At 48.9% G+C, this 22,508-nt stretch carries 15 protein-coding genes and 1 other RNA gene; 14 read left to right on the forward strand and 2 right to left on the reverse strand.

Features of this window, described 5'->3' with window-relative positions; genetic code table 11:
* Window positions 1-102: 102 nt before the first annotated feature.
* The 12 genes from BR86_RS0110810 (at window position 103) to rnpB (ending at window position 17,606) form a co-directional block, all read left to right on the forward strand.
* Window positions 103-2,166 carry a hydantoinase/oxoprolinase family protein gene (locus BR86_RS0110810; protein WP_031473814.1) on the forward strand — a complete coding sequence of 688 codons (2,064 nt, stop codon included), beginning with the start codon at window positions 103-105 and terminating at the stop codon, window positions 2,164-2,166.
* A 1-nt stretch (window position 2,167) separates the two neighbouring features.
* Entirely contained in the window at window positions 2,168-3,916 is a 1,749-nt protein-coding gene (locus BR86_RS0110815; protein ID WP_031473816.1) for a hydantoinase B/oxoprolinase family protein, read from the forward strand.
* Window positions 3,917-3,942: 26 nt separating this feature from the next.
* Window positions 3,943-4,947 carry a hypothetical protein gene (locus BR86_RS0110820; RefSeq protein ID WP_051684753.1) on the forward strand — a complete coding sequence of 335 codons (1,005 nt, stop codon included), beginning with the start codon at window positions 3,943-3,945 and terminating at the stop codon, window positions 4,945-4,947.
* A 317-nt stretch (window positions 4,948-5,264) separates the two neighbouring features.
* On the forward strand, window positions 5,265-5,990 hold the full coding sequence (locus BR86_RS0110825; RefSeq protein ID WP_051684754.1) for a GntR family transcriptional regulator: 726 nt from the start codon (window positions 5,265-5,267) through the stop codon (window positions 5,988-5,990).
* A gap of 294 nt (window positions 5,991-6,284) precedes the next feature.
* On the forward strand, window positions 6,285-8,972 hold the full coding sequence (locus BR86_RS0110830; RefSeq protein WP_161767321.1) for an MFS transporter: 2,688 nt from the start codon (window positions 6,285-6,287) through the stop codon (window positions 8,970-8,972).
* A gap of 4 nt (window positions 8,973-8,976) precedes the next feature.
* Window positions 8,977-10,311 carry a saccharopine dehydrogenase NADP-binding domain-containing protein gene (locus BR86_RS0110835; protein WP_031473821.1) on the forward strand — a complete coding sequence of 445 codons (1,335 nt, stop codon included), beginning with the start codon at window positions 8,977-8,979 and terminating at the stop codon, window positions 10,309-10,311.
* Between the two features lie 224 nt (window positions 10,312-10,535).
* Window positions 10,536-12,617, forward strand: a complete 2,082-nt coding sequence (gene dnaG, locus BR86_RS0110840; RefSeq protein WP_031473823.1) for a DNA primase — start codon at window positions 10,536-10,538, stop codon at window positions 12,615-12,617.
* A 118-nt stretch (window positions 12,618-12,735) separates the two neighbouring features.
* Window positions 12,736-13,905 (forward strand): RNA polymerase sigma factor RpoD, encoded by a 1,170-nt coding sequence (rpoD, locus tag BR86_RS0110845; RefSeq protein ID WP_031473825.1) that lies wholly within the window; start codon window positions 12,736-12,738, stop codon window positions 13,903-13,905.
* 117 nt (window positions 13,906-14,022) lie between these two features.
* Complete coding sequence (locus tag BR86_RS0110855; protein WP_242841604.1) at window positions 14,023-14,739, forward strand: tRNA (adenine(22)-N(1))-methyltransferase; 717 nt, start codon at window positions 14,023-14,025, stop codon at window positions 14,737-14,739.
* Window positions 14,726-15,526 (forward strand): Nif3-like dinuclear metal center hexameric protein, encoded by an 801-nt coding sequence (locus BR86_RS0110860; protein ID WP_031473829.1) that lies wholly within the window; start codon window positions 14,726-14,728, stop codon window positions 15,524-15,526. Before BR86_RS0110855 ends, BR86_RS0110860 begins: the two co-directional genes overlap by 14 nt.
* A 13-nt stretch (window positions 15,527-15,539) precedes the next feature.
* A complete protein-coding gene (locus tag BR86_RS0110865; RefSeq protein ID WP_031473831.1) occupies window positions 15,540-17,192 on the forward strand; it encodes a nucleoside kinase in 1,653 nt (550 codons plus the stop codon).
* Window positions 17,193-17,257: 65 nt separating this feature from the next.
* Window positions 17,258-17,606, forward strand: an RNA gene (gene rnpB, locus BR86_RS15285) — RNase P RNA component class A.
* A gap of 378 nt (window positions 17,607-17,984) precedes the next feature.
* Here rnpB and BR86_RS0110870 read toward each other — a convergent pair.
* Entirely contained in the window at window positions 17,985-18,416 is a 432-nt protein-coding gene (locus tag BR86_RS0110870; protein ID WP_031473833.1) for an aspartate carbamoyltransferase regulatory subunit, read from the reverse strand.
* The gene (gene pyrB, locus BR86_RS0110875; protein WP_031473835.1) at window positions 18,410-19,333 is read right to left on the reverse strand and encodes an aspartate carbamoyltransferase; all 924 of its coding nucleotides are present in this window, start codon (window positions 19,331-19,333) and stop codon (window positions 18,410-18,412) included. The genes BR86_RS0110870 and pyrB overlap by 7 nt, the downstream gene beginning before the upstream one ends.
* A 255-nt stretch (window positions 19,334-19,588) precedes the next feature.
* Here pyrB and BR86_RS0110880 point away from each other — a divergent pair, with 255 nt between their 5' ends.
* Window positions 19,589-20,275, forward strand: a complete 687-nt coding sequence (locus tag BR86_RS0110880; RefSeq protein ID WP_031473837.1) for an ABC transporter ATP-binding protein — start codon at window positions 19,589-19,591, stop codon at window positions 20,273-20,275.
* A 126-nt stretch (window positions 20,276-20,401) separates the two neighbouring features.
* Entirely contained in the window at window positions 20,402-22,375 is a 1,974-nt protein-coding gene (locus BR86_RS0110885; protein WP_143099362.1) for a COG1361 S-layer family protein, read from the forward strand.
* Window positions 22,376-22,508 lie beyond the last annotated feature (133 nt).

The raw sequence follows: 22,508 nt of genomic DNA on the forward strand, positions 1-22,508 counted from the left end.
CAGCGGTGCTATTTTGATATTACAATCATCATATATCGTTATATAACAATACAAAAGGTCCTAAAGAAAAGCATTGTCAGTTATCAGAGAGGTGAACGATTTATGGGGTACATGATCGGCGTAGATGTGGGCGGAACTTTTACTGATTTTTCCGTATTTAATCTTGAGACGGGGGAACTGTTTAATTACAAGGACAGTTCAACTCCGGATGATCCTTCCAGAGCAATTGTAAAGGGGGTAAAGGATGTCTTAGACATCAAGAAAGCAGCCCCTTCAGAAGTATCGTACCTTGCGCATGGAACCACTGTTGGTACAAATGCGCTGATCGAAAAGAAGGGCGCGAAGGTGGGACTGATTACAACAAAAGGTTTTAAAGATCTTATGGAAATCGGCACACAGAGAAGACCTTCATTATATGACTTGAAGGCACAGAAACCATATCCGTTGATTCCGTCAGGCCTTAACTGCGGCGTTACGGAAAGAATTCTTTATGATGGTTCTGTTGAGACCGAGCTTGATGAAGAAGAAACAAGAGAGGTTATTCGGTATTTAAAGAATAAGAATGCAACTGCCATTGCTGTGTGCACGTTATTCAGTTTTATTAACCCGGATCACGAGCAGAGGATTCGAAAACTGATTGAAGAAGAGTATCCAGAGGCGTATATTACGACTTCCTGCGAAATCAGTCCGGAATTCCGCGAATACAGCCGTATGAGCACCACGGTTCTGAATAGTTATCTTGGGCCGGTGATGAAGAAGTACGTTCATAATTTTAGAGAATCCGTTCATGATATGGGCGTGAACGTGGAACCATACATTACCATGTCAAATGGATCCATCATTTCCATAAAAGAAACCATTGACTGTCCGATCAAATGTGCTGTATCCGGGCCTTCGGCCGGAGCAGTTGCCGCAGCTTTCATTGGGAAACAGTGTAATGCAGATAAGATTATTACATTCGATATGGGGGGGACTAGTGCGGATATCTCTCTGATCGAGAACTATACGCCACAGGTCACAAATGAACGCGATGTAGAGGGATATCCTTGTAGAATTCCAATGATCAACATTATTACAATTGGTGCAGGGGGTGGTTCGATCGCGAAGATTGATGCCGGCGGAGCGTTAAAAGTAGGGCCGGAATCTGCAGGGGCAACACCGGGACCGGCCTGCTACAAGCGCGGTGGTGAGAATCCTTGTGTTACGGATGCGAACATCGTTCTTGGAAAACTGAACCAGAAGAAAATTCTTGGCGGACGAATGGATGTTGATGTGGAGTTGGCCAAGAAAGCAATTCGGGAAAAAATCAGTAATATGAGCGGATTAACGACGGAAGAAGCTGCGAATGGAATCATCACTGTTGTGAATTCGAATATGGTTCGGGCTGTAAGAAGTGTATCTGTTGAGAAAGGGTATGATGTTCGCGAATTTAGTCTTATGGCATTTGGCGGTGCAGGTCCGCTTCATGCTTGTGAGGTGGCGAAAGAACTTGGTATGAAGAGAGTCATTATTCCGCCTCATGCAGGAACACTTTGCTCTCTGGGACTTCTGCTTGCAGATACCAGGTTTGATATCAGTAGAACATCAATTGTAGATGGAACCGCGGAGAATCTGAAAACCGTAAATAAAATGTTTGAAGATATGATTCGGCAGGGAACGGAAGCGCTCAACCGGGAAGGAATACCGGAAGTGCGGAGGAACTTCGAGTTTTCGATTGATATGCGGTATCTTCGGCAGAACTTTGAGATTAATATCCCTGTTTCAACCGGAAAAATAGATGAGGAGCTGTTGAAAGAATCCATAGCAGCGTTTCACCGTGAGCATAAAAGAAGCTATGGATACTGTAACGAGAATGCAACGGTGCAGTTTGTCAGCTATCGTCTGACAGCGGTTGGAACTATTGATAAACCGGAGTTTGTAAAAAAAGAATTGCATCCGGAAGTACCTGTACCGGCTCCGGTTGAAATCCGGGACGTTTTATTTCAGGGAGAGTCAGAGAGGATAAAAACGCCGGTTTACAAACGCTTTGATTTTACTGCAGGACAGAGTATTCCTGGCCCGTGCATTTGCGAACAGATGGATTCGACACTGGTCGTTCCGAAAAATTGGGTTATTCATGTGGATGGATACGATAATCTGCAGATTGACTATAGAGAGGAGAACTAAGATGGGACAGAAAAAAGTAGACACTGTTACGGTTGAGGTTGTTCGGAATCTTCTCATGTCGATTGCGGAAGAAACATATGGAATTATTGTTCGAAGTGCGTATTCGACCAATATGAAGGAACGACGGGATGTTTGTACTGCCGTGATTGATCCGGATGGAAACAGTGTTGCACAGGTAGAAAGTCTAGCTGCACTTTTGGGTTCTTTGTTGAGCGTTGTTCCGAATATCTATGAGAAATTCGGAAGAGAGAATATAAAGCCGGGAGATATGTTTGTGGCAAATGACTGTTACCATGGAGGAGGTAACCATCTGCCGGATATTGTATTTGCCGCACCGGCTTTTGTGGACGAAAAGCTTGTCGGTTGGATTGCAAATATCGGTCATCATTCGGATATTGGCGGAAAGGTACCGGGTTCCACATCAGGAGATGCAGATAGCATGTTTCAGGAGGGTTTACGGATCCCTGTGATCCGAATTCGGGAAAATGATGAGATTTTACCGAGTGTTATGGATCTGCTTCTTGATAATTCTCGGGTACCTCAGGAACGATATGGAGATCTTACCGCACAAATGTCAGCAAACCTGATCGGAGTACAGAGAATTCAGGAGGCATACGGGAGATATCACGATATACTGATCGACTGCATGAAAGAACTGGTAAGTTATTCGGAACGCCGTGTAAGGGCGGTCGTAAAAGAGCTTCCGGATGGGGTATATGAATTTACGGATTATGTGGACGGTTGCGGAGAGAAATACCCGGATCCGCTTCCGATCAAGGTTAAAGTCACCATAAAAGAAGATGACCTCACCATTGATTTTACCGGCACTGCAGATCAGATTGAGGCACCGATCAATGTTCCATATCCATGTACCAAAGCTGACGTATTCTTTGCTATCAAGGCACTGATGGGTAGTGACATACCGGTCAATGAAGGAATCAATCGTGCGATCAGGATTATTGCGCCCAAGGGCTGCATTTTAAATCCGATTGAACCGGCACCGGTCGGGGCACAGATGGATTGCAGTCAGCGAGTTCCGGATGCGATTTTCGGGGCATTGGCACCTTTATTTCCGGAGAGCGTTACTACGGCTGGAAACGGAGCATGCACAACAACCATTCTTGCCGGAACCGGCGAGATTGGAACGGATTCGGTCTTCATTTTTCATGAGGTAATTGCAGGAGGCGGTGGAGCAAGCAAAGAGTATGATGGATTATCAGGAACCCAGGTTAACATGACCAACACGTCCAATATGCCGATTGAAGCGACGGAAATGGAGTTTCATAAGATACTGGCGCGTAGGTACGAATTGATGAAAGATTCGGGCGGAGCTGGAATGATGAGAGGTGGTTTGGCAATCAATCGTGAATTGGAAATCCTGCAGGATGGTGTAAAATACACCGGTCTGGGGGATCGACACAAATTCCATCCATGGGGATTAGCCGGAGGTCTGGAAGGCGGATGCGGAGCATTTTATCGAATTGAACCAGATGGTACGGTAACCCAAATGGGGCATAAGACGACGTCAAAAACCATGAATAAAGGAGATATTATCCGCGTTGTTACACCGGGGGCAGGCGGATATGGGAATCCGAAGAAGCGAGATGCAGAACTCGTATTGCGTGATGTGATTGAAGAAAAGGTATCGCAGAAGGCTGCTCGGGACCTCTACGGTGTTGAGATTATTGAGAAAAATGGCGACTACGTCATTGATGAAAACGCGACTCAAAAGCTTAGGGCAAATGAATGATGGTTTAAGGAAAGGAAGAAACAATCATGGTTATGGGAATGAGCGAAGTTACGGAAGTAATGAATAGAGTAAAGGAAGAGTTTGCGAAGAGAGAGGGAGGTTTGCAGACTGTTATTTTTGTGGCTTGCGGCGGATCGCTTGCTTCAAGTTATCCTGCAAGATATCTTTTGAATGCAGAAGCTCGCAATCTTCGGATTGCCGGATATAATAGCAATGAGTTCGTCTATGCAACACCTAAGGCGGTGGGATCGAATGCACTTGTCATTTGCACATCGACGAAGGCTACGGCTGAAACGGTGGAAGCGGTAAAGACTGCGAATAAGCTGGGCGCAGTAACAGTAGGCCTTACAGGTTATGATGACAGTCTTACTGCACAGAGCGCACAGTTTTATATTACCTATTATCATGCAGATGAGTGGTATAAAGATCCTTCCCTAATTCATTATAACAGTCAGGGTACTGCTTTAAAAATTGCTTTTTGGCTCTTGAAAGAGTATGAAGGATACGAGTATTACGATCAGGCTCAGAAAGCATTTGAATTGATGCCGGAAATCTATGGAAAAGCTTACGAAAAGGTAAAAGAGGATACGGCAAAATTTGCCATGGATTATAAGGACGATAAGGTTTGGAACGTTCTCGGAAGCGGAGTTACGTATGAAGCGGTATATTCCGATGCTTTCTGCTTTTTCCAGGAGATGCAGACGGTTCATTGTGTTCCGATTCATTCCGGAGAGTATTTCCACGGGGCATTTGAGACGACCGATAAGGACCTTGCGATACTTCTCCTGAAGAGTGCTGGACGAACAAGATATCTTGATGACCGAGCAGAGAGATTTCTGAACAAATTTGCCGGACACCACTATATTATTGATGCGGAAAAACTTGGCTTGGATCGATTAGACGAAAAGGTTGCAGAGTATTTCAATTCGCTTCTTATTCATCCGATTACGAAACAGTTTATTACAGCGATGGGGGAGGTAAGGATGCATCCGATGTCATATCGTAGATATATGTGGAAATTTGAGTATTGATGACCAGCTGTACACTCGTGACTTTAGTCGAGTGAGGCTTCACAATTAAGACGTTATAGTTTCTTTTCCTTATCATATTCGATAGGCTGGATAGTCTCCAAAACGGGAGCATTATCCAGCCTTGTTGCGTAAGAAAAGACTGTATGTGTCAAATACTTAAAAGAATTTTATTATTGCATTCAAAATAAATTAAAATATGAAGAAAAAATATGATCTATATTGGAATGATGATATAGTATGTGTTATGATGATTTAAACAATAAAAATAATATTTTACTATAGATTGCGGAAAGCGTTTGTGGATTGGGGGGAAGCGAATGGGAACCATTGAGTATGATAGCGTTATTCCTTTGTACCAGCAGATTATTGATGCTGTGAAGAAAGATATAACGACAGGCGTCTATAAGTCCGGAGAAAAGCTTCCGATCGAGAGTAAACTGAGTGAAATATACAGTGTCAGCAGAATTACAATACGACGGGCAATTGATGAGCTTTGTAGTCAGGGATTGGTTGAGAAGAAACAGGGAAAAGGAACATTTGTCTGCACAAAAACGATTTATAAATCTTTGAATACGGAAAAAATCAGTTTTACGGAGCTATGCATTGCAAACGGAATGAAGGCAAGCTCAAAACTTCTTAGTGCAAAAGTGGTGTGTCCGAAAGACCATACGGTTTTGGCAGAATTGGGCCTGAAGCCGGGAGAACAGGCTGTTGAAATTGTTCGTTTACGTTATGCGAATGAGCGACCGATTGTTATTGAGACAAATGTTTTTCCCATGGAATATGCGTTTCTGTTAAATGTGAACTTAGATCATGATTCTCTATATCGATATTTACGAGAGGAAAAAAAGGTAAATATTTTTCCGGGAAAGCTGTCCTTGAGAATTGTACGTACAAATGCGAAGCAGTCGAAAATGTTGGAAGTTCCGCGGAACACGCCGGTATTAAATACATTTGGTTATGCGCTGACAGAAAATGGAAAGGTGCTTCATACGATTCAAAATGTAGGGTACGGCGAGGACTTTGATTTAGTTATTCGCTGATGAATTCTTAATTCTTTGACCGGGAAAGGATGGTATTCCTTTCCCGGTTTTTCTTTTTTACCGCCGGCGTCATTGACCCTATTTTGTTAAAGAGTTAAAATTAAATAAATGACAACAAGATATTGATATAGATTTCAGTTTGAACAGTTCAGTTTGAACAGTTTAGTTTCATCAGTTTAGCTCCAACAGTTCCTCTCCAACAGGAAGTTACAACGATTCGATTGATTTTCATGAATGTAGTCAAGAATGTACCGGTGAATGAAAGAGGAGTTGCATTTGAGAAAAAAACTATTTTTGATCATATCAATACTGGCTGCTTTATTTGTATTTATCGGCGCCCGGAGAACACATTACTATCCCTTTATGCGCTCAATCGAACTTGATCAGTCCAATGTGCTGGATGTGGTGGATCAGGAGAACGGGATGGTCGCAATCTGGGACAGGCAGCTTCTTTTTGCATCGCATGACCGGGAACTGATCCGGATCATTTCCACCGATATCAACGGAGTGCAGAGTGAGCCCCGCGTCGTTGCGTCCGACGGGGCCGATGTCTATGCAATTGTCGGGGATATCTACAACGATTATAATTATTACAGTAATGAAAAACTTCTGAAATATTCTTCTTCGGGCAAATATCTCGGTGAACTGTACATACAGAATTATGACGAGAATCAGCGCATCAATTCCAATCAGCTCAAGGATGTCGTGGTTCGCGACGGATACGCATATATCACAAAGATCCAGGACAGCAGCATTCAGCTGATCCGGGTCAGCGCTGATTCGGTCAATGAAGATTCCGAGACGGAATACACGGTTGCAGCGTCGGTTACGGCTCCTGAGATAATTCAGGCAGGAGAGTATAATATCGATGAGAACCGGATAGAAATCTACAATCGCTTTGGCGAGGTCTATTACTATGACATGTCTGAGCATGAGCTCAGTTTTCATCCTGACATAATTCACACCCAATTTCACAATCAAAGCTGGAGTGCGTCGATCACATTTTCCACGTTTACCAGGATTATGGATATCCTGTATCATCTGGGCGCGGTTATTCTTGTGATCACCGTTCTGTATGCCGTTTTCCGGATTGTTTCCACCGGTTATCTGAACCGATATAAGATCGCAATCGCTTTTATTGGACTCTTTTTATCGGTTGTGGCGTATTACACCGGCATAACGCTGAAAGAATTTGATGAAGAACAACGGCTTAGAACCATTTCCGCCGCCGAAGCCGTCTCGGCAGGTTTTCGCTATTTTGCCATGGATGAACTCAGCGTTCTTGGAGGCAAAGAGCCGGAAGATTTCAAGACGGAAGAGCTGAGAGACAGGACGGAATGGATTGGCCCTTACCTTCAGGAAGTCTGCAGGGCAAACGGGAAAGAGATGGGAATGTATGCTCAGATCTATGCATTTGATAAGGGCGGAGAAGCATATCTTATCGCAGATTCCTACAATGAGTATATTCTCGGAACGCTGTACACGGATCTTTCGATTGCTGCCGACGACAATCCCGATTCATCGCACATAATGGGTTATACGGTCGAAAAGGAAGTGGACGGAATCTATGGTTTTGTCCATTCTCCGATCTATGATAACGAGAACAACATGGTCGGATTCCTCGAAATGGGAAGTGAATATGGCAAGCTCCGAAATGACCGGATCCGCAGAGTGATCGGCTCGGCAATGCAGCTGGTTTCTTTTGTTGTATTTGCTGTCATGCTCGTCGATGTGATCCGAAAGTACTCCAGGGAACTGAGGGAGTATACGGCCATCCGGAAAAGCCAGCCCAGAGAGGCAAAATACTGCCTGAGCAATACCTATGATTTTCTGGTGACCGGACTGGTATATATGGACGGTATGATGATGGTCATGGCGGTTTCCAGTATAAGCGCGAATTCGGATATCGACATGGCGCTCCTGTTCGCGATTCCATTCACTGCCTACCGCATCGGCTCCTGGCTGGGGTCTGTCATCACATCGATGCTTCTCGGCCGTTTTGGAGAGAGACGGATGGGTGTCGCCTCCGCGATCATCAGCGCCGCTTCCTTTGCCGGTATGGTGTTCTCCATTCACCGGGGAAATATTTATTTCTTTGCGGTATGTAAGTTCCTGGAAGGAATCTTCCTCGAAAGCGTTCTGTATGCGCTGGCAGAAGGAATTCCCTATGAGATCGAGGACATGGATCGCAGAAATAAAAAGATTTCGGAGAGTCAGAGTGCGACCGAGGCTGCGACCCTGATCTTTACGATGATTGCGGGTCTTGTTGCATCTTCCCTCGGTTTTTCCTGTATGTACGGTATCGGGGTGATTGTCTGCGTATTGTTGATCCCGTTCAGTTTTGTCATCTTTGAAGATGAGGAGGATGATGAAGAGGTCAAAACGCTGCAGGTCTGGAAGGCTTTTGCCCGGCCGCGTGCTCTGATCTATATCCTTCTGATGGTACTCACCATTTCATTTGCCACCAGCTATGATGAGTATCTGTTCCCGCTGATTTCGGAAAATGCCGGACTTACCGAGATCGAGATGACCAGCATCGGTGTATTCTCCGTCACAATCACCTATTTCGCTGAGAGCATCGTGGAGATATTTAACAAATGGCATCCTCTGAAAGCCATGATCACCGCGCTGTCGGTCTGCGGCATTGCAATCATGCTTCTGATTCTGAACACGAATGTTGTGTTTGCCACGATCGTTCTCTTTATCGTCTGCGTCATGATCCGTGTCGTTGAAGTGCACCGGATCAGCTGGCTGATTGGCCTGACGGAAAATGACGGCGTGGAAGGAAAAGATGTTCTGGAGAATTATTTTGCTTTGGAAGACGGGTTTAAGGTCCTGCACGGACCGGTTCTGGGACCGCTGTTCACCGTCTCATCGTCTGTCGCAGCCGGTTTCCTTGGGTTCTTGTGTCTTGTATCACCAAGAGTGTACGGAATGATTGCTGAAAAAATGAAAACAAATAACTCGAATGAGGAGGACTAATAATATGATGCCAAAAATTATGTTTCTGGGTATGGGAGTAGTGCCGCAGTCGTTGATGGATATACTCCTGAAGGAAAAAATGTTTGATCCGGATGATATGATCGTGATCGATAAAAACGAGAAAATGCTTGATTTTTTCAGATCCCGGGGCGGAAAGGAAGAGAACATTCACCGAATGATCATCAACCACGATAATTATCAGGAAATCTTTCAGCACTTAAATCGCGGGGACTTTTTATTGGATCTTGCGAATGAACTGGATGATTTCGTTCTGACCGAGGAATGTACCAAACGGGGTATTCATTTCATTACTACTTCGGACGGCTGGTTTCCGGTCAATAATCAGGCGAATCTGGACTATGAAGAACATCTTCAGGAGACGCTGAAACTGGCCCGGAAGAATCCGAAGACCCCTACAACCGTGCTGAATTTCGGAGTAAACTCCGGTGTGATCAACGTTTTGACCAAAAAAGCCCTTTGCGATATCGTGGAGGAGGATGATACTCCTTTTGTCGTGGAAAACCGGGAACATTTGAAAAATCTTATCAAAGAAGACCAATTTGCCCAGCTGGCCCGGGAACTCCGGGTGACGTATTTGATCGAGTCCGATTATGACACAACAGAGACCAATATTACCGAGCCCGCGCCAAACACGGTTTATTCCACCTGGAATGCAGTGGATTTCTATAATGAAATGGATGACAGGGCATCCATGATCGTGGGAACGGAAGTGAAATTATCCGAGGCGCTGAGAAGAATGGGGGCGGATGTGGATCAGATTTACGGTTTTGATCCGGACAGCAGATTGCTGCAGCTCAATTTTTCGGGCAAGTTTTCCAAAGTAAAAGCGGTCATCAATGATCAGATTATTGAGGGATGCGCCGATGATCACGAAGAACTCCACTCCATGCGTGAATACTTCTCTGTATGGGATGAAGATGGAGAACTGGAGTATGCCCCGTCTGCAATGTTTGTCTATCTTCCCTGCGAGATTGCGGTTAAAACCGTTCGGACAGAGAACGTCGATCACTACCATGTGATCGCTCTGGATGAGATCGTTTCCGGCGGTGAGGCTATTGGAATGCTGGTTGAGGGGAAAAACTTCAAAAGCAGATATGTTGGAACCGAAGCAAATCTTGAGGATGGATGTATCGGAACCCCGGTCGCATACCTTGTGGCGGTTTCCATCTTTGCCGCGCTGAAGTACATCTTCAAACATCCGAATGAGGGAATCCTTTATCCGGAGCAGCTGGACACCGATGAAGTGATCTCCTATATTGCACCGTATCTTCCGGTGATTTCCGGGGAATGCCGGCTTCTTGAACCGGACAAAAAGTAAACGTAAACGAACTCTGCTGTCAAAGAAGGATCAAGGGATGGATCAGGCCCTTGATCCTTTTTCATGGATCGAAAAGAAATATATCGATAGGGAAAGGATGAATTGACAAAATTCTGAATATTATCATTCTTATTCACTTTATACTGTTAAAAACAGATAAAATGTGATATGCTGTCAATATCATTGGCTTCAATCTATACATGACGGAAGGGGATGACAGCAGCATGTATTATCCGGACGAGGTAATCGAGGAAGTACGGTCCAGAAACGATATTGTGGACGTCATTTCCGGATATATAAAACTGAAAAAATCCGGTGCGAATTACTTCGGACTCTGTCCTTTTCACGGTGAAAAATCGCCTTCCTTCTCCGTCTCGCCCACCAAGCAGATGTATCATTGCTTTGGCTGCGGCGTCAGCGGAAATGTCATCACGTTCGTGATGAAATATGAGAATTTCACGTTCCGCGAGGCACTGGAGATGCTTGCGGACCGGGGCGGCGTCACTCTGCCGAAGATGCAGTACAGCCGTCAGCAGAAAGAACAGCAGGATCTGAAGAATACGATTCTTGAAATCAATAAGACCGCAGCAAACTATTTCTATCATCAGCTGAAGGCCCCGCAGGGCAAACGCGGATTGGATTATTTTGCGGGAAGACAGCTCAGCGATGAGACCATCCGGCATTTCGGTCTCGGATATTCCAACAAAACCAGCAATGATTTATATCAGTATCTGAAGAGCAAGGGATACAGCGATTCGGTGTTAAAGGAGACGGGCCTTGTCAGCTACAAGGAACGCGGCGTTTACGACAAGTTCTGGGACCGTGTGATGTTTCCGATTATGGATGCGAACAACCGTGTGATCGGTTTTGGCGGCCGCGTCATGGGCGACGGGGAACCGAAATATCTGAATTCGCCGGAGACGAAAGTGTTCGAGAAGAACCGGAATCTGTACGGTCTGAATTATGCGAGAACCACGAGAAAAAAATATATGCTTCTGTGTGAGGGATATATGGATGTGATCTCCATGCATCAGGCCGGATTCACCAATGCTGTGGCGTCGCTGGGAACCGCGCTCACCGAGAATCATGCCAAGATTCTGAAACGATACACCGATACGGTCATTCTGACGTATGACAGCGACGGAGCCGGGACCAAGGCGGCGCTCCGCGCGATCCCGATGCTTCGGGAGGTCGGAATTACGACCAAAGTTCTGAATATGAAGCCGCATAAGGATCCGGACGAGTTTATCAAGGCGGAAGGCGCGGAAGCCTTCGAGGCGCGGATCGAAGAGGCGAGAAACAGTTTTTATTTTGAAATCGACGTGCTGAAGCGGGATCTGGACATGTCCGACCCGGATCAGAAGACGGAATTCTATAACAAGACTGCCCGTAAACTGCTCGTTTTTGAGGAAGCTCTGGAGAGAGACAATTACACGGAAGCCGTCGCGAGAGAATTCATGATTCCGCAGGACAAGCTGCGGGGACTGGTCAATCAGCTGGCGATGAAATACGGTACCGGGCCGGAGAGTCAGGAAGGCTATTTCCGGAGCCGGACCGAACCGAAAAAAGATGCCTACGGTTTTCAGACACCGCAAAGTGTAAAATCCACCGGACGAAATCAGGAAGAGACAAGGGCCGGATCAAACGGACCGAACACGCAGAATTACGAGGAGAACAGCTTTATGCCGGATAATTTTATTCCGGACGGCTGGAATCCGGAGGACTACGCGTCGGACCCGGATGATTTCGGCGGATATGTGCCGGATGAGTTTGCGGATGCGGGAGAAAGACCGGATTCCGCCCGGTTCCGGGAGGCGGAAAACGGGGGACGGCGGACGCCGGAGCCGGTTCGGAGCGCGCCGAAAAGGAGAAGTGCTTCCGAGGAGGGACTTCGTCAGTCAGAGAGACTTCTTCTGACCTGGCTGATCGAAAAACCGGCGCTCTTTGAAAAACTGAGCGGCATCATCGGACCGGAAGATTTTGTGGAACCGCTTTACCGGAGAGCGGCGGAGGATGTATTCCGGGAACACGAAAACACGCCGGACGGCAGTGTCAATCCGGCAAAGATCCTGAATCATTTCATTGATGATGAAGGAAGCCAGGAAGAGGTGGCAAAGTTATTTAATTGCGATATCGCCGAATCCCTGGAGAATGAAGCACAGAAGAAGGCATTTTCCGAAACCGTGCTTCGAATCAAGAAAAACAGCATAGAACATCAGCTGGCATCCTGCACGGATATCGCAAAAATGCAGGAACTGATACACGCACAGCGGGATCTTACAAACCTCAGAGTTACGATGGACTGATCAAATGCAGTCTGTCTTGCCGTAATACCTTTTGCAGTTAAACAGGTGAACGAAGTCACAAAAACCACAAGGGGGAGCAAACATGGCCAGAACCAGGAGAACAGAGGACAGAGGAGAAATGATCATCGGGGACGCAGAGTTCGAAGCGAAGCTTCAGGAATTGCTGAAGCTTGCGCAGACGAAGAAAAACGTTCTGGATGAGCGTGACATTGTGCAGGTGTTCCGGGTCCCGAAACCGGATGAGATGGACCGGATTTATGAATTCCTCGACAGGAACGGTGTCGACGTGGTCGCGGAGGAGACCGACGAGGAATTTGATCCGGAGCTGGCTCAGGACATAGAGAATGACATCGAAGATGACAATCTGATGGACCATGAGGATGAGATATCCGAGGAAGACGTTGCGCTGGACGATGCTTCGATTGAGCGCATCGGTGAGGGAAGCAGTGTCACCGATCCGGTCAGAATGTATCTGAAGGAAATCGGAAAGGTGCCGCTTCTGTCCAGTGATCGGGAGATTGAGCTGGCAAGACAGATTGAAGAGGGAACCGACGAGGAGAAGAAACTGGCGAAAAATGAGCTCGCTCAGGCAAATCTCCGTCTGGTGGTAAGTATCGCAAAAAAATATCTCGGCAGGAAGCTTTCTTTCCTGGATCTGATTCAGGAGGGAAATCTCGGTCTGCTGAAAGCAGTTGAGAAATACGATTATCGAAAGGGATTTAAGTTCAGCACATACGCGACATGGTGGATCCGTCAGGCGATCACGAGAGCGATCGCGGATCAGGGAGATACCATCCGCAAGCCGGTTCACATGTACGAGACGATGAGCCGGCAGCAGCGCACGGCGCGGCAGCTTCTCCAGGAACTCGGAAGAGATCCGTCTCCTGAGGAGATCGCGGAGCGCATGGGCATCAAGGTCGAACAGGTGCGCAGGATCATGACGCTCGCACAGGATCCGGTTTCTCTTGAGACTCCGATCGGAGAAGAGGGTGACAGCCACATGGGCGATTTCATTCCGAATGACAATGTCCGCGTGCCGCAGGATGAGGCGGAGAAACAGTCGCTTCATGAGGAGATCATGGAGGCACTGGATACGCTGACCGACCGCGAGCAGCGGGTCCTCCGCATGCGTTTCGGTCTGGATGACGGAAAACAGCGCACCCTCGAGGAAGTCGGACAGACGTTCGATGTCACGAGAGAGCGAATCCGTCAGATCGAGGCAAAGGCACTGCGCAAGCTGAGACATCCCAGCAGAAGCAGAAAATTAAAAGATTTTCTGGATGAGTGACGCTGCCGCTGCGAAACCGCTTTGCGGTCCTTCCGCGGGATCGGGGCAGCCGCCGGAACCGGGCAAAACGCGCGGGCTTTGGCGCATATGCACGAAAATAAAGGAACAGACAAATCTATGACAGGAAATACAATCGAACTTTCCGCCCGGCTTTCTCTGGTGGCGTCCTTTGTGCGTCCCGGGGAGACCGCAGCGGATATCGGAACCGACCACGGGTATATTCCGATCCATCTGGTGCAGAGCGGCGTTTCGCCGCGGGCACTGGCGATGGATGTTGTTCCGGGACCACTGGAGCGGGCAGAACAGCACATCCGCCGGTACGGCCTTTCCGACCGGATCGAAACCCGGCTTTCCAATGGCTTTGAAAAAATGGTGCCGGGAGAGACCGATACCTGCGTGATCGCCGGAATGGGCGGACCGCTCGAGGAAAAAATCATCGAGGCCGGCTGGGCCTGCGTCCGCAGACTGAAGCATCTGATTCTTTCACCGCAGTCGGACATCATGGAATTCCGACGCTTCTTAAACCGGAAAGGTCTTGTAATTGTGCGGGAAAAGATGGTGAAGGACGCCGGGAAGTATTACACGGTGATGGATACGGAACTTCGCGAAGAGGGCAGCGCGCTTCCGGAAGACAGCATTTTCCTCCGGTTCGGGGCATGCCTGATCCGCGAAAAAGATCCTGTGTTCCGCGAATATCTCGAGAAAGAAAGGCAGGTCAGTCTGCAGATTCTCTCGGAACTGGAACATCAGGATTCCGGGCGGAGCAGAGAGCGCGCGCGGGAACTGCGGGAATATCTTGCGGCGATCAAGGAGGCAGAACATGAAATGCAGTGACGTCATTCTGGTATGCGAAAAACTGGTGCCGCTGTCTTATGCCGAAGAATGGGACAATCCGGGCTTTCAGACGGGCAGACACGATAAAGAGGTGTCAAAGATCCTGCTGGCGGTTGACCTGACCGACGCCGTTCTCGACGAAGCGGAGGCGCGGGGCGCGGATATGATCATAACCCATCATCCGCTGATCTTTAAGGGACTGAAACTGGTCAATGACAGCGACTTTGTGGGGAAACGGATTCTGCGGCTTGCGTCGAAAGACATCGCGTATTATGCGATGCACACAAACTTTGACTGCATGCCGGGAGGAATGGGCGACAGTGCCGGTAAAATGATGGATCTTCAGAATATGAAGGTTCTGGAGCCGACCGGAGCCGGCCCGGACGGAAAAGAATACGGAATCGGTGTGGTAGGGAATCTGCCGGCACCGATGACGCTGAGGGAGATCGCGGAATATACCAAAAAGGTGTTCCGTATTCCGCATGTTTCCGTTTTCGGAGATTTGGGTTCGGAGAAAATGATCCGGCGCGCCGCGATCCTTCCGGGCTCCGGCGGAAGCGATGTGGATGCCGCGGTGGCAAGCGGCGCAGAAGTCTACATTTCGGGCGATATCAGTCATCATCAGGGACTGGACGGTCTTGAGAAGGGCATTCCGGTCATTGACGCGGGACATTACGGTATCGAACACATATTTATGCCGGTGATGAAGGATTATCTGGAGGAGATTCTGACGGATGAAGTGGAGATCATGACGGCGGAGGAACATTTTCCGGCAGAGGTGATCTGAGGGAGGTATTCACATGCTTACGATCAAAATCGGAGAAGACACTTACGAAGTGGAACACGGAACTGCGATCCGTGAGTTGACGGACCGCTATGAGAATCCGGATGCGCCGAAGATTCTTCTGGCGGAGATCAACGGAAAGCTTCGCGAGCTGCATCGGCCCATCGAGGAGGCCGGAACGCTGACACCCATCACGGCACGCGATAAGAGCGGATTGTCCGCCTACAGCCGAAGCGCACTGTTTCTTCTGATGAAGGCATTTTTTGATGTATGCGGCAAGGATGATGTCAATCGTCTGAAAGTGCTGTTTTCCATCGGGAGCGGCCTTTATCTGGAACCGCGCAATAATCTGAATGTGACGCAGGAACTTCTGGACCGCGTGGATGCGGAGATGCGGAGACTGTCCGAGAGCCGGATTCCGATTCACAAGAGAAGCATCAATACCGACGACGCGATCGCGCTCTTCCACAAGCATCATATGTTTGACAAGGAACGGCTGTTCCATTACCGCAGAGCGTCCCGTGTCAATGTGTACAGCATCGAGAATTTTGACGATTACTTTTTCGGATATATGGTCCCGGATACCGGATATATCCGCACGTGGAAACTGGCTCTCTACGGAAAAGGATTTGTCCTTCTCCTTCCGACCGTGGAAGATCCGGACCGCATTCCGGAATTTTCTCCGAGTTCGAAACTGTTCGAAATTCAGAGGGAAGCGGATACATGGGGAGCAAAACTCGGTGTATTTGACGTGGGAACGCTGAATGACGCCATCGCAGAGGGAAGAACACAGGATCTGATTCTCATGCAGGAGGCGATTCAGGAAAAAAAGATCGGAGAGATCGCCGAAGAAATCTACCGGTCCGGCCGGAAGATCATTCTGATCGCGGGGCCGTCGTCCTCCGGCAAGACCACATTTTCCCACCGTCTGTCCATCCAGCTGGCTGCGCTCGGGCTCACGCCGCATCCGATCGAGACGGATAATTATTTTGTGGATCGCACGAGAACGCCGAGAGACGAGAACGGGAAGCTGGATTTTGAGTCCATCGACGCGCTGGACGTAGATCTTTTGTCCAGAGATATCAACGCGCTTCTTCGCGGGGAGCAGGTGGAACTTCCGAAATTCAATTTCCTTACCGGAACGAGGGAGTACAACAAGAATTTCCTGCAAATCGGAGAGGGAGACGTTCTGGTACTGGAGGGAATCCACTGCCTGAATGAAAAACTGTCCGGTGGTTTTCCGAAGGACAAGAAGTTCAAGATCTATATCAGTGCGCTGACTCAGCTGAACATTGACGAGCACAACCGGATCCCGACGACCGACGGAAGACTGATCCGCCGCATCATCCGCGACGCGAGAACAAGAGGCCACGGTGCGCAGGCGACGATCGCGATGTGGGACAGTGTTCGCCGGGGAGAGGAAAAGAACATTTTCCCGTATCAGGATGAGGCGGATGTGATGTTTAACTCGGCGCTGCTGTACGAGCTGTCGGTGCTCAAACAGTTTGCGGAGCCGCTCCTCTACAGGGTGCCGCGGGACAGCGAAGAGTATCCGGAGGCGAAACGTCTGCTGAAATTCCTCAGCTATTTCCTTGGCGTTTCGAGCGAGACCGTTCCGAACAATTCCCTGCTCCGGGAGTTTGTGGGCGGAGGATGCTTCGGCGCATAAAGAGAAGAAGAGACAGAGATCTCATTTGACAGAGAGAATAAAAGATGATAAAGTAACGGATGTTCTGAGCAGGACAGATGGTCGCTGCCGTAAGTGCCGAAAGGCCGCGGGAGAGGAAAGTCCGGGCTTCGCAGGGCAGGATGCCAGATAACGTCTGGTGGAGGTGACTCCCAGGACAGTGCAACAGAAATAAACCGCCATGATTTCATGGTAAGGGTGGAAAGGCAGTGTAAGAGACTACCGCCCGCGTGGTAACAGGCGGGGCACATGTAAACCCCATCCGGAGAAAGACCGAACAGAGAACATATGGCGGCCCGTCAGTTCTCGGGCAGGTCGATTGAGCCTGGTGGCGACATCAGGTCTAGATAGATGACCATCCAAAGACATAACCCGGCTTACCGTTCGGCTCAGAACTCTAATAATATAGTATTTCTGATAAACTCAGAAGATTCGTTCGAGAGATTATTTCAGAAGATCAATTCAGAAAAATAATTCAGAAGAGAAACGATATACACCTGATCCCGGGAAAAAGACTATACGCACCGGATCAGGGGATATACCGCGGGATAAAAAAGAGAAGGCAATCGGCTTTGGCGTCCGATTGCCTTCTCTTTTTTATTTCCTAGGAAATTTCTCCGAAATTCCCTAGGAAATAAAAACGCTCCGCGAGGATGCGCACGCCGCTGTAAGGAAGCTGTCACCTAACGGTGACCAGCGGCGGCGCGCAAAGTCCGCGGGGCTCCCCTCAGGACTGAGGGGATGGGGGAGCCGAAGTCCGCTTGCGGACTTTGTTCATCCCTTTTTCGCGTACTTTTCGTCGCAGTATTTGCAGCGGTAGGTTCCCTTTTCCTCATCGGCGAGATAGAAGACCTGCGGGAGTTCCTGCTCGATGGTAGTGATGCAGCGGGGATTGTGACATTGAATGATGTTGGTGACCATCTTCGGGAGAGAGAGTTTCTTCTTCTCCGCAACGACGCCGTCACGGATGATGTTGACCGTGATGGTGTGGTCGATATAGCCGAGTGCGTCCAGATCGACAAGATCCAGTCCGCCTTCGATTTTGATGATGTCCTTGCGGCCCATGGCCTTGCTCTTTGCATTTTTGATGATGGCAACCTGGCATTCCAGTTTGTCCAGTCCGAGCATGAAATAGATGTCAAGGCTCCTGCCCGGTTTGATGTGATCGAGGACGATGCCTTCGCCCAGTCCGCTTATGTTCAGCATGGTTTTTCTACCCCCAGAAGTGTCATAATCAGTGCCATTCTCACGTAAACTCCGAACTGTACCTGCTTGAAGTAAGCGGCACGCGGATCATCGTCAACTTCCACGGTGATCTCATTGACACGCGGAAGCGGGTGGAGAACATACATGTCATCTTTGGCCAGTTTCATTTTCTTCGCATCCAGAATATAGAAGCCTTTCATGCGGAGATAATCTTCTTCATTGAAAAAACGTTCTCTCTGTACTCGGGTCATATAGAGAACATCGAGTTCCGGGATGACATCGTCCAGGCTGACGACTTCTTTGTACTCGATGCCTTTCGGATCCAGAACATCTTCTTTAATATAATCCGGCACACGCAGTTCCGGTGGAGAGATCAGGACAAAACGGACTCCCTCATAGCGGGAGAGCGCATTGATCAGAGAATGAACGGTACGGCCGAATTTTAAGTCGCCGCACAGGCCGACGGTCATATGATCCAGTCTTCCCTTTAAGGTACGGATGGTCATGAGATCGGTCAGTGTCTGGGTCGGATGCTGATGTCCGCCGTCTCCGGCATTGATTACCGGGATACCGGATTTTGATGCTGCGACGATCGCCGCGCCTTCTTTCGGGTGACGGATCGCTGCAATATCAGCGAAACAGGAAATAACGCGGATGGTGTCCGATACGCTCTCGCCCTTTGAGGCGGAACTGGACTGTGAAGAAGAAAAGCCGATGACGCTTCCGCCGAGGTTCAGCATTGCTGTCTCGAAACTGAGGCGTGTCCGTGTGCTCGGCTCGTAGAAGAGCGTTGCAATCTTCTTTCTGTCACAAACGTGAGCGTATTTGTCCGGGTCCGACATGATATCTGTGGCGAGATCCAGAAGCTGATTGGTCTCCTCTACAGAAAAATCCAGCGGATTAAGCATGTGTCTCATGTGATTCTCCTTTGGTGCCAGTCTTCAGTTGTCGGAATGATTATATAGCAAATGATCGGGAAATTCCACATGGGATTCCGATGAGATCTTCGGTCAAAAAACAGACATTATTGGGTGGTTTTTGTAAGGATTAAGTAATAAGGCGGAATATGGTTTTTGTGGTAAACTATCCTAAGGTTAACCAAAGACGACGGAGAGAAGAACGGATTTGCGGTCAATATTTCCAACGGTTCGGAAAGAGAGAGGAGCGGTCATATGGAAGAGAAACCGGTGATCCGGGTGAAAAATCTTTATAAGATCTATCACGTCGGTGAGACAGCGGTTCATGCACTCGACGGACTCAGCTTCGATATCCGGCGCGGCGAATTCTGCGCGATCGTCGGGCCTTCCGGATCAGGAAAGTCCACTCTTTTAAATATGCTGGCCGGGCTGGAACCGCCGTCCCGCGGAGAAATCGTGATTGCGGGAACACATATCGAGCACATGACGGAAAATGAGCTGGTTGCATTCCGCAGGGAACGGGTCGGGTTCATTTTCCAGTCCTACAATCTTCTTCCGACGATGAATGCGCAGGAAAATGTGGCATTTCCGCTTTCGTTCCGGCGCATGCGGCCGGAGGAGAGAATGCGGATTGCGGAAGAATATCTGAAGCTGGTCGGGCTCGGAAAGGTCATGGACCATATGCCGGGACAGATGTCCGGCGGTCAGCAGCAGCGTGTCGGTATCGCCCGGGCTCTGGCGGTAAAGCCGGAGATCATATTTGCGGATGAACCCACCGGAAATCTGGATTCTCACACGACGATGGATGTGCTGAAACTGATGCAGAACATCGTCCGGGAACAGAGGCAGACGCTGGTTATGGTTACGCATGACAATCAGATTGCGTCATATGCGGACCGGCGTTTTCATATTGTGGACGGAAAGATCCACACGATCGACTGAGGGAAAAGATGTTTTTTTATGGATCGCCTGACGGTCGGACCGGATAAGAAATGGTTCCGGCAGGTTTTGAAAGCAGAAAGACGAACCGGCCGCCAAACGGAGATTGATGAATCGGGGAAAAGAAATATGAAAAAGAAATGGTGTAAGTATGTCGTTCGGACCGCACAGGTTCTGCTGGCCGCGGCGGTGATCAGTTTTGCGCCGGCAGCGGTACGGAATACCGAATCGGCAGATCATACGGCACCGGGGGCTCTCTTTGACGGAGAATTTCCGATGCGGGCCGAGGCGGCCATGCTGGATGTGACATCCTTTAATGACGGGAGAATCACGACCAGCAAAGTTCCGCGGGCAAGAGCGGGACAGAAGATTAAGATCTCGATGGTTGTCCACGGCGATGAGTCGTACGACATCAAGAATCTGAAGGTGACGCTCTGCACACCGGATGAGTCCCAAAGCATCATGGAGGATCAGAATCTCATCCGGGAGAAAGACGATGAGGACGAGGAAGACACGTACTTCCGCTATGTGGATTCCCAGTATCCGTTTGAGGCAGATTCCGATACATTTAAGGAGAAGACCATCGGAAACATCGGAAAGGGAAAGGCGAAGTCGGTCACATTGACCTACCGGCTGAGAAAAGATCTCTCGGAAGGATATTATCAGGCTTTTTTCCGTTTTGAGAGTGACGGGGACGCGCATGTGCCCAACTGGACAAGCGGCGTCAATATCTGGGTTTCCCCGGCATCGGATAAGGACAAGGATGATGAGGACAAGTCGACGCTGGATTATGATTTCCGGATCGGCGATGACCAGTTTACACCGTATGCGCTGCATTCGGAGGTCATGGATTTTGATGTCAATTTCACCAATATCGGACAGCGGAAGGCCCATGATGTTACCGTTGACATGCAGGTGGACGGGGATGTCACAAAATTCCCTTTCGATATCAATGAGGGAAATTATCAGCGGAAACTCGGCGATATGGAATCCGGGGCGAGAACATCCGCCCACTACAGTATGGCGGTTCGGGAAGATGTGACCGGCGGCTTCTATCCGATCCATTATCAGGTCCGCTGGCGGGAGGAAGAAAACGGCGAGTATTCCGAGCCGAAAGATCTGGTGTTCTACGTCCGTGTAAAGGGAAAGAAGGATGACAATGATCTTGATAAGGATGCAGGCGAGCAGGACCGCAGCAAGGCGCGAATTGTTGTGGATTCCTTCCGCACCGAGCCGGAAGAGGTCTATGCCGGTCAGCCGTTTGAACTTCATGTGACGATGAAAAATGCGTCCGGCAGCATCGGTGCATCGAATATCATGCTGAATTTCGTGTCGGAAGAGGTGGAATCCACGCCGATCTTCACATCGTCCAGCGGCGGGTCCAGCAAGGTGATCAACAGCCTCGGCCCAAACGGGTCTTCGGAGCTGGTGTTGCAGTACACACCGTCACCCATTGCGGCGCAGAAGTCGTATAAGATGACGATCAAGGAAGTCTACGACAGCCCGGAGTTTAAGAATGCCTCCGCGGAAGTCAGCATTGCCATCCCGGTCAAACAGGAACCGCGTTTTACAACCGGAACCATTGAAGTGATGCCGGACAATGTGACGGTGGGCAATGAATCCAATGTCATGTTCGGAATCAATAACACGGGAAAGGTGATTCTCTACAACGTGACGGCGCGCTTTGAAGGCGCTTCCATCGAGACCCGTGACGCCTATGTCGGCAATATCAAGCCCGGTGAGACCGGAAATGTGGATGCCATGCTGAAGGGCGTCGCTCCGACGGAGGATGACGGAAAGATCCGGATCATCATTTCTTACGAGGATGAAAACGGCGAGATCACCGAGTCAGAGAAGGAACTGACGCTGATGGTCACCGAGCCGGTGCCGGAGATGGATTATACGGGGATGGAGCCGGAGATCGAGGAAGATACCGGATCCGGACGGAATAAGATGATTGCGGCAGCTCTGATCGGTGCGGTCGCAGCGGCGGGGATCTTCTTCTGGCACAGAAAGCGGAAAAAGAAAGAAGCCGAGAGAAAGAGACGGGAAGAGGAAGCCATTGACGGCGGGGACGGTCAGGACAATACTTCCGGTCAGTAGAACGTGAATGGATCTCCTGCTAAATAAGGCGGTCTGATTATTCCGCAAAGAGAAAAAGCAGCAGACAGTAGAAACCGCAGCGAACACAGAACAGACACAGAAACAGCAGGTACAGCAGGCATAGACACAGAAG

Source organism: [Clostridium] aminophilum DSM 10710 (assembly GCF_000711825.1).
GTDB classification, from domain to species: Bacteria; Bacillota; Clostridia; order Lachnospirales; family Lachnospiraceae; genus Clostridium_R; species Clostridium_R aminophilum.

What these genes read in the sequence shown, in the direction of transcription:
- BR86_RS0110810 (WP_031473814.1), top strand. Translation starts at nt 103, where the DNA reads ATGGGGTACATGATCGGCGTAGATGTGGGCGGAACTTTTACTGATTTT.
- BR86_RS0110815 (WP_031473816.1), top strand. Translation starts at nt 2,168, where the DNA reads ATGGGACAGAAAAAAGTAGACACTGTTACGGTTGAGGTTGTTCGGAAT.
- BR86_RS0110820 (WP_051684753.1), top strand. Translation starts at nt 3,943, where the DNA reads ATGGTTATGGGAATGAGCGAAGTTACGGAAGTAATGAATAGAGTAAAG.
- BR86_RS0110825 (WP_051684754.1), top strand. Translation starts at nt 5,265, where the DNA reads ATGGGAACCATTGAGTATGATAGCGTTATTCCTTTGTACCAGCAGATT.
- BR86_RS0110835 (WP_031473821.1), top strand. Translation starts at nt 8,977, where the DNA reads ATGATGCCAAAAATTATGTTTCTGGGTATGGGAGTAGTGCCGCAGTCG.
- dnaG (WP_031473823.1), top strand. Translation starts at nt 10,536, where the DNA reads ATGTATTATCCGGACGAGGTAATCGAGGAAGTACGGTCCAGAAACGAT.
- rpoD (WP_031473825.1), top strand. Translation starts at nt 12,736, where the DNA reads ATGATCATCGGGGACGCAGAGTTCGAAGCGAAGCTTCAGGAATTGCTG.
- BR86_RS0110855 (WP_242841604.1), top strand. Translation starts at nt 14,023, where the DNA reads ATGACAGGAAATACAATCGAACTTTCCGCCCGGCTTTCTCTGGTGGCG.
- BR86_RS0110860 (WP_031473829.1), top strand. Translation starts at nt 14,726, where the DNA reads ATGAAATGCAGTGACGTCATTCTGGTATGCGAAAAACTGGTGCCGCTG.
- BR86_RS0110865 (WP_031473831.1), top strand. Translation starts at nt 15,540, where the DNA reads ATGCTTACGATCAAAATCGGAGAAGACACTTACGAAGTGGAACACGGA.
- BR86_RS0110870 (WP_031473833.1), bottom strand. Translation starts at nt 18,416, where the DNA reads ATGCTGAACATAAGCGGACTGGGCGAAGGCATCGTCCTCGATCACATC.
- pyrB (WP_031473835.1), bottom strand. Translation starts at nt 19,333, where the DNA reads ATGAGACACATGCTTAATCCGCTGGATTTTTCTGTAGAGGAGACCAAT.
- BR86_RS0110880 (WP_031473837.1), top strand. Translation starts at nt 19,589, where the DNA reads ATGGAAGAGAAACCGGTGATCCGGGTGAAAAATCTTTATAAGATCTAT.
- BR86_RS0110885 (WP_143099362.1), top strand. Translation starts at nt 20,402, where the DNA reads ATGAAAAAGAAATGGTGTAAGTATGTCGTTCGGACCGCACAGGTTCTG.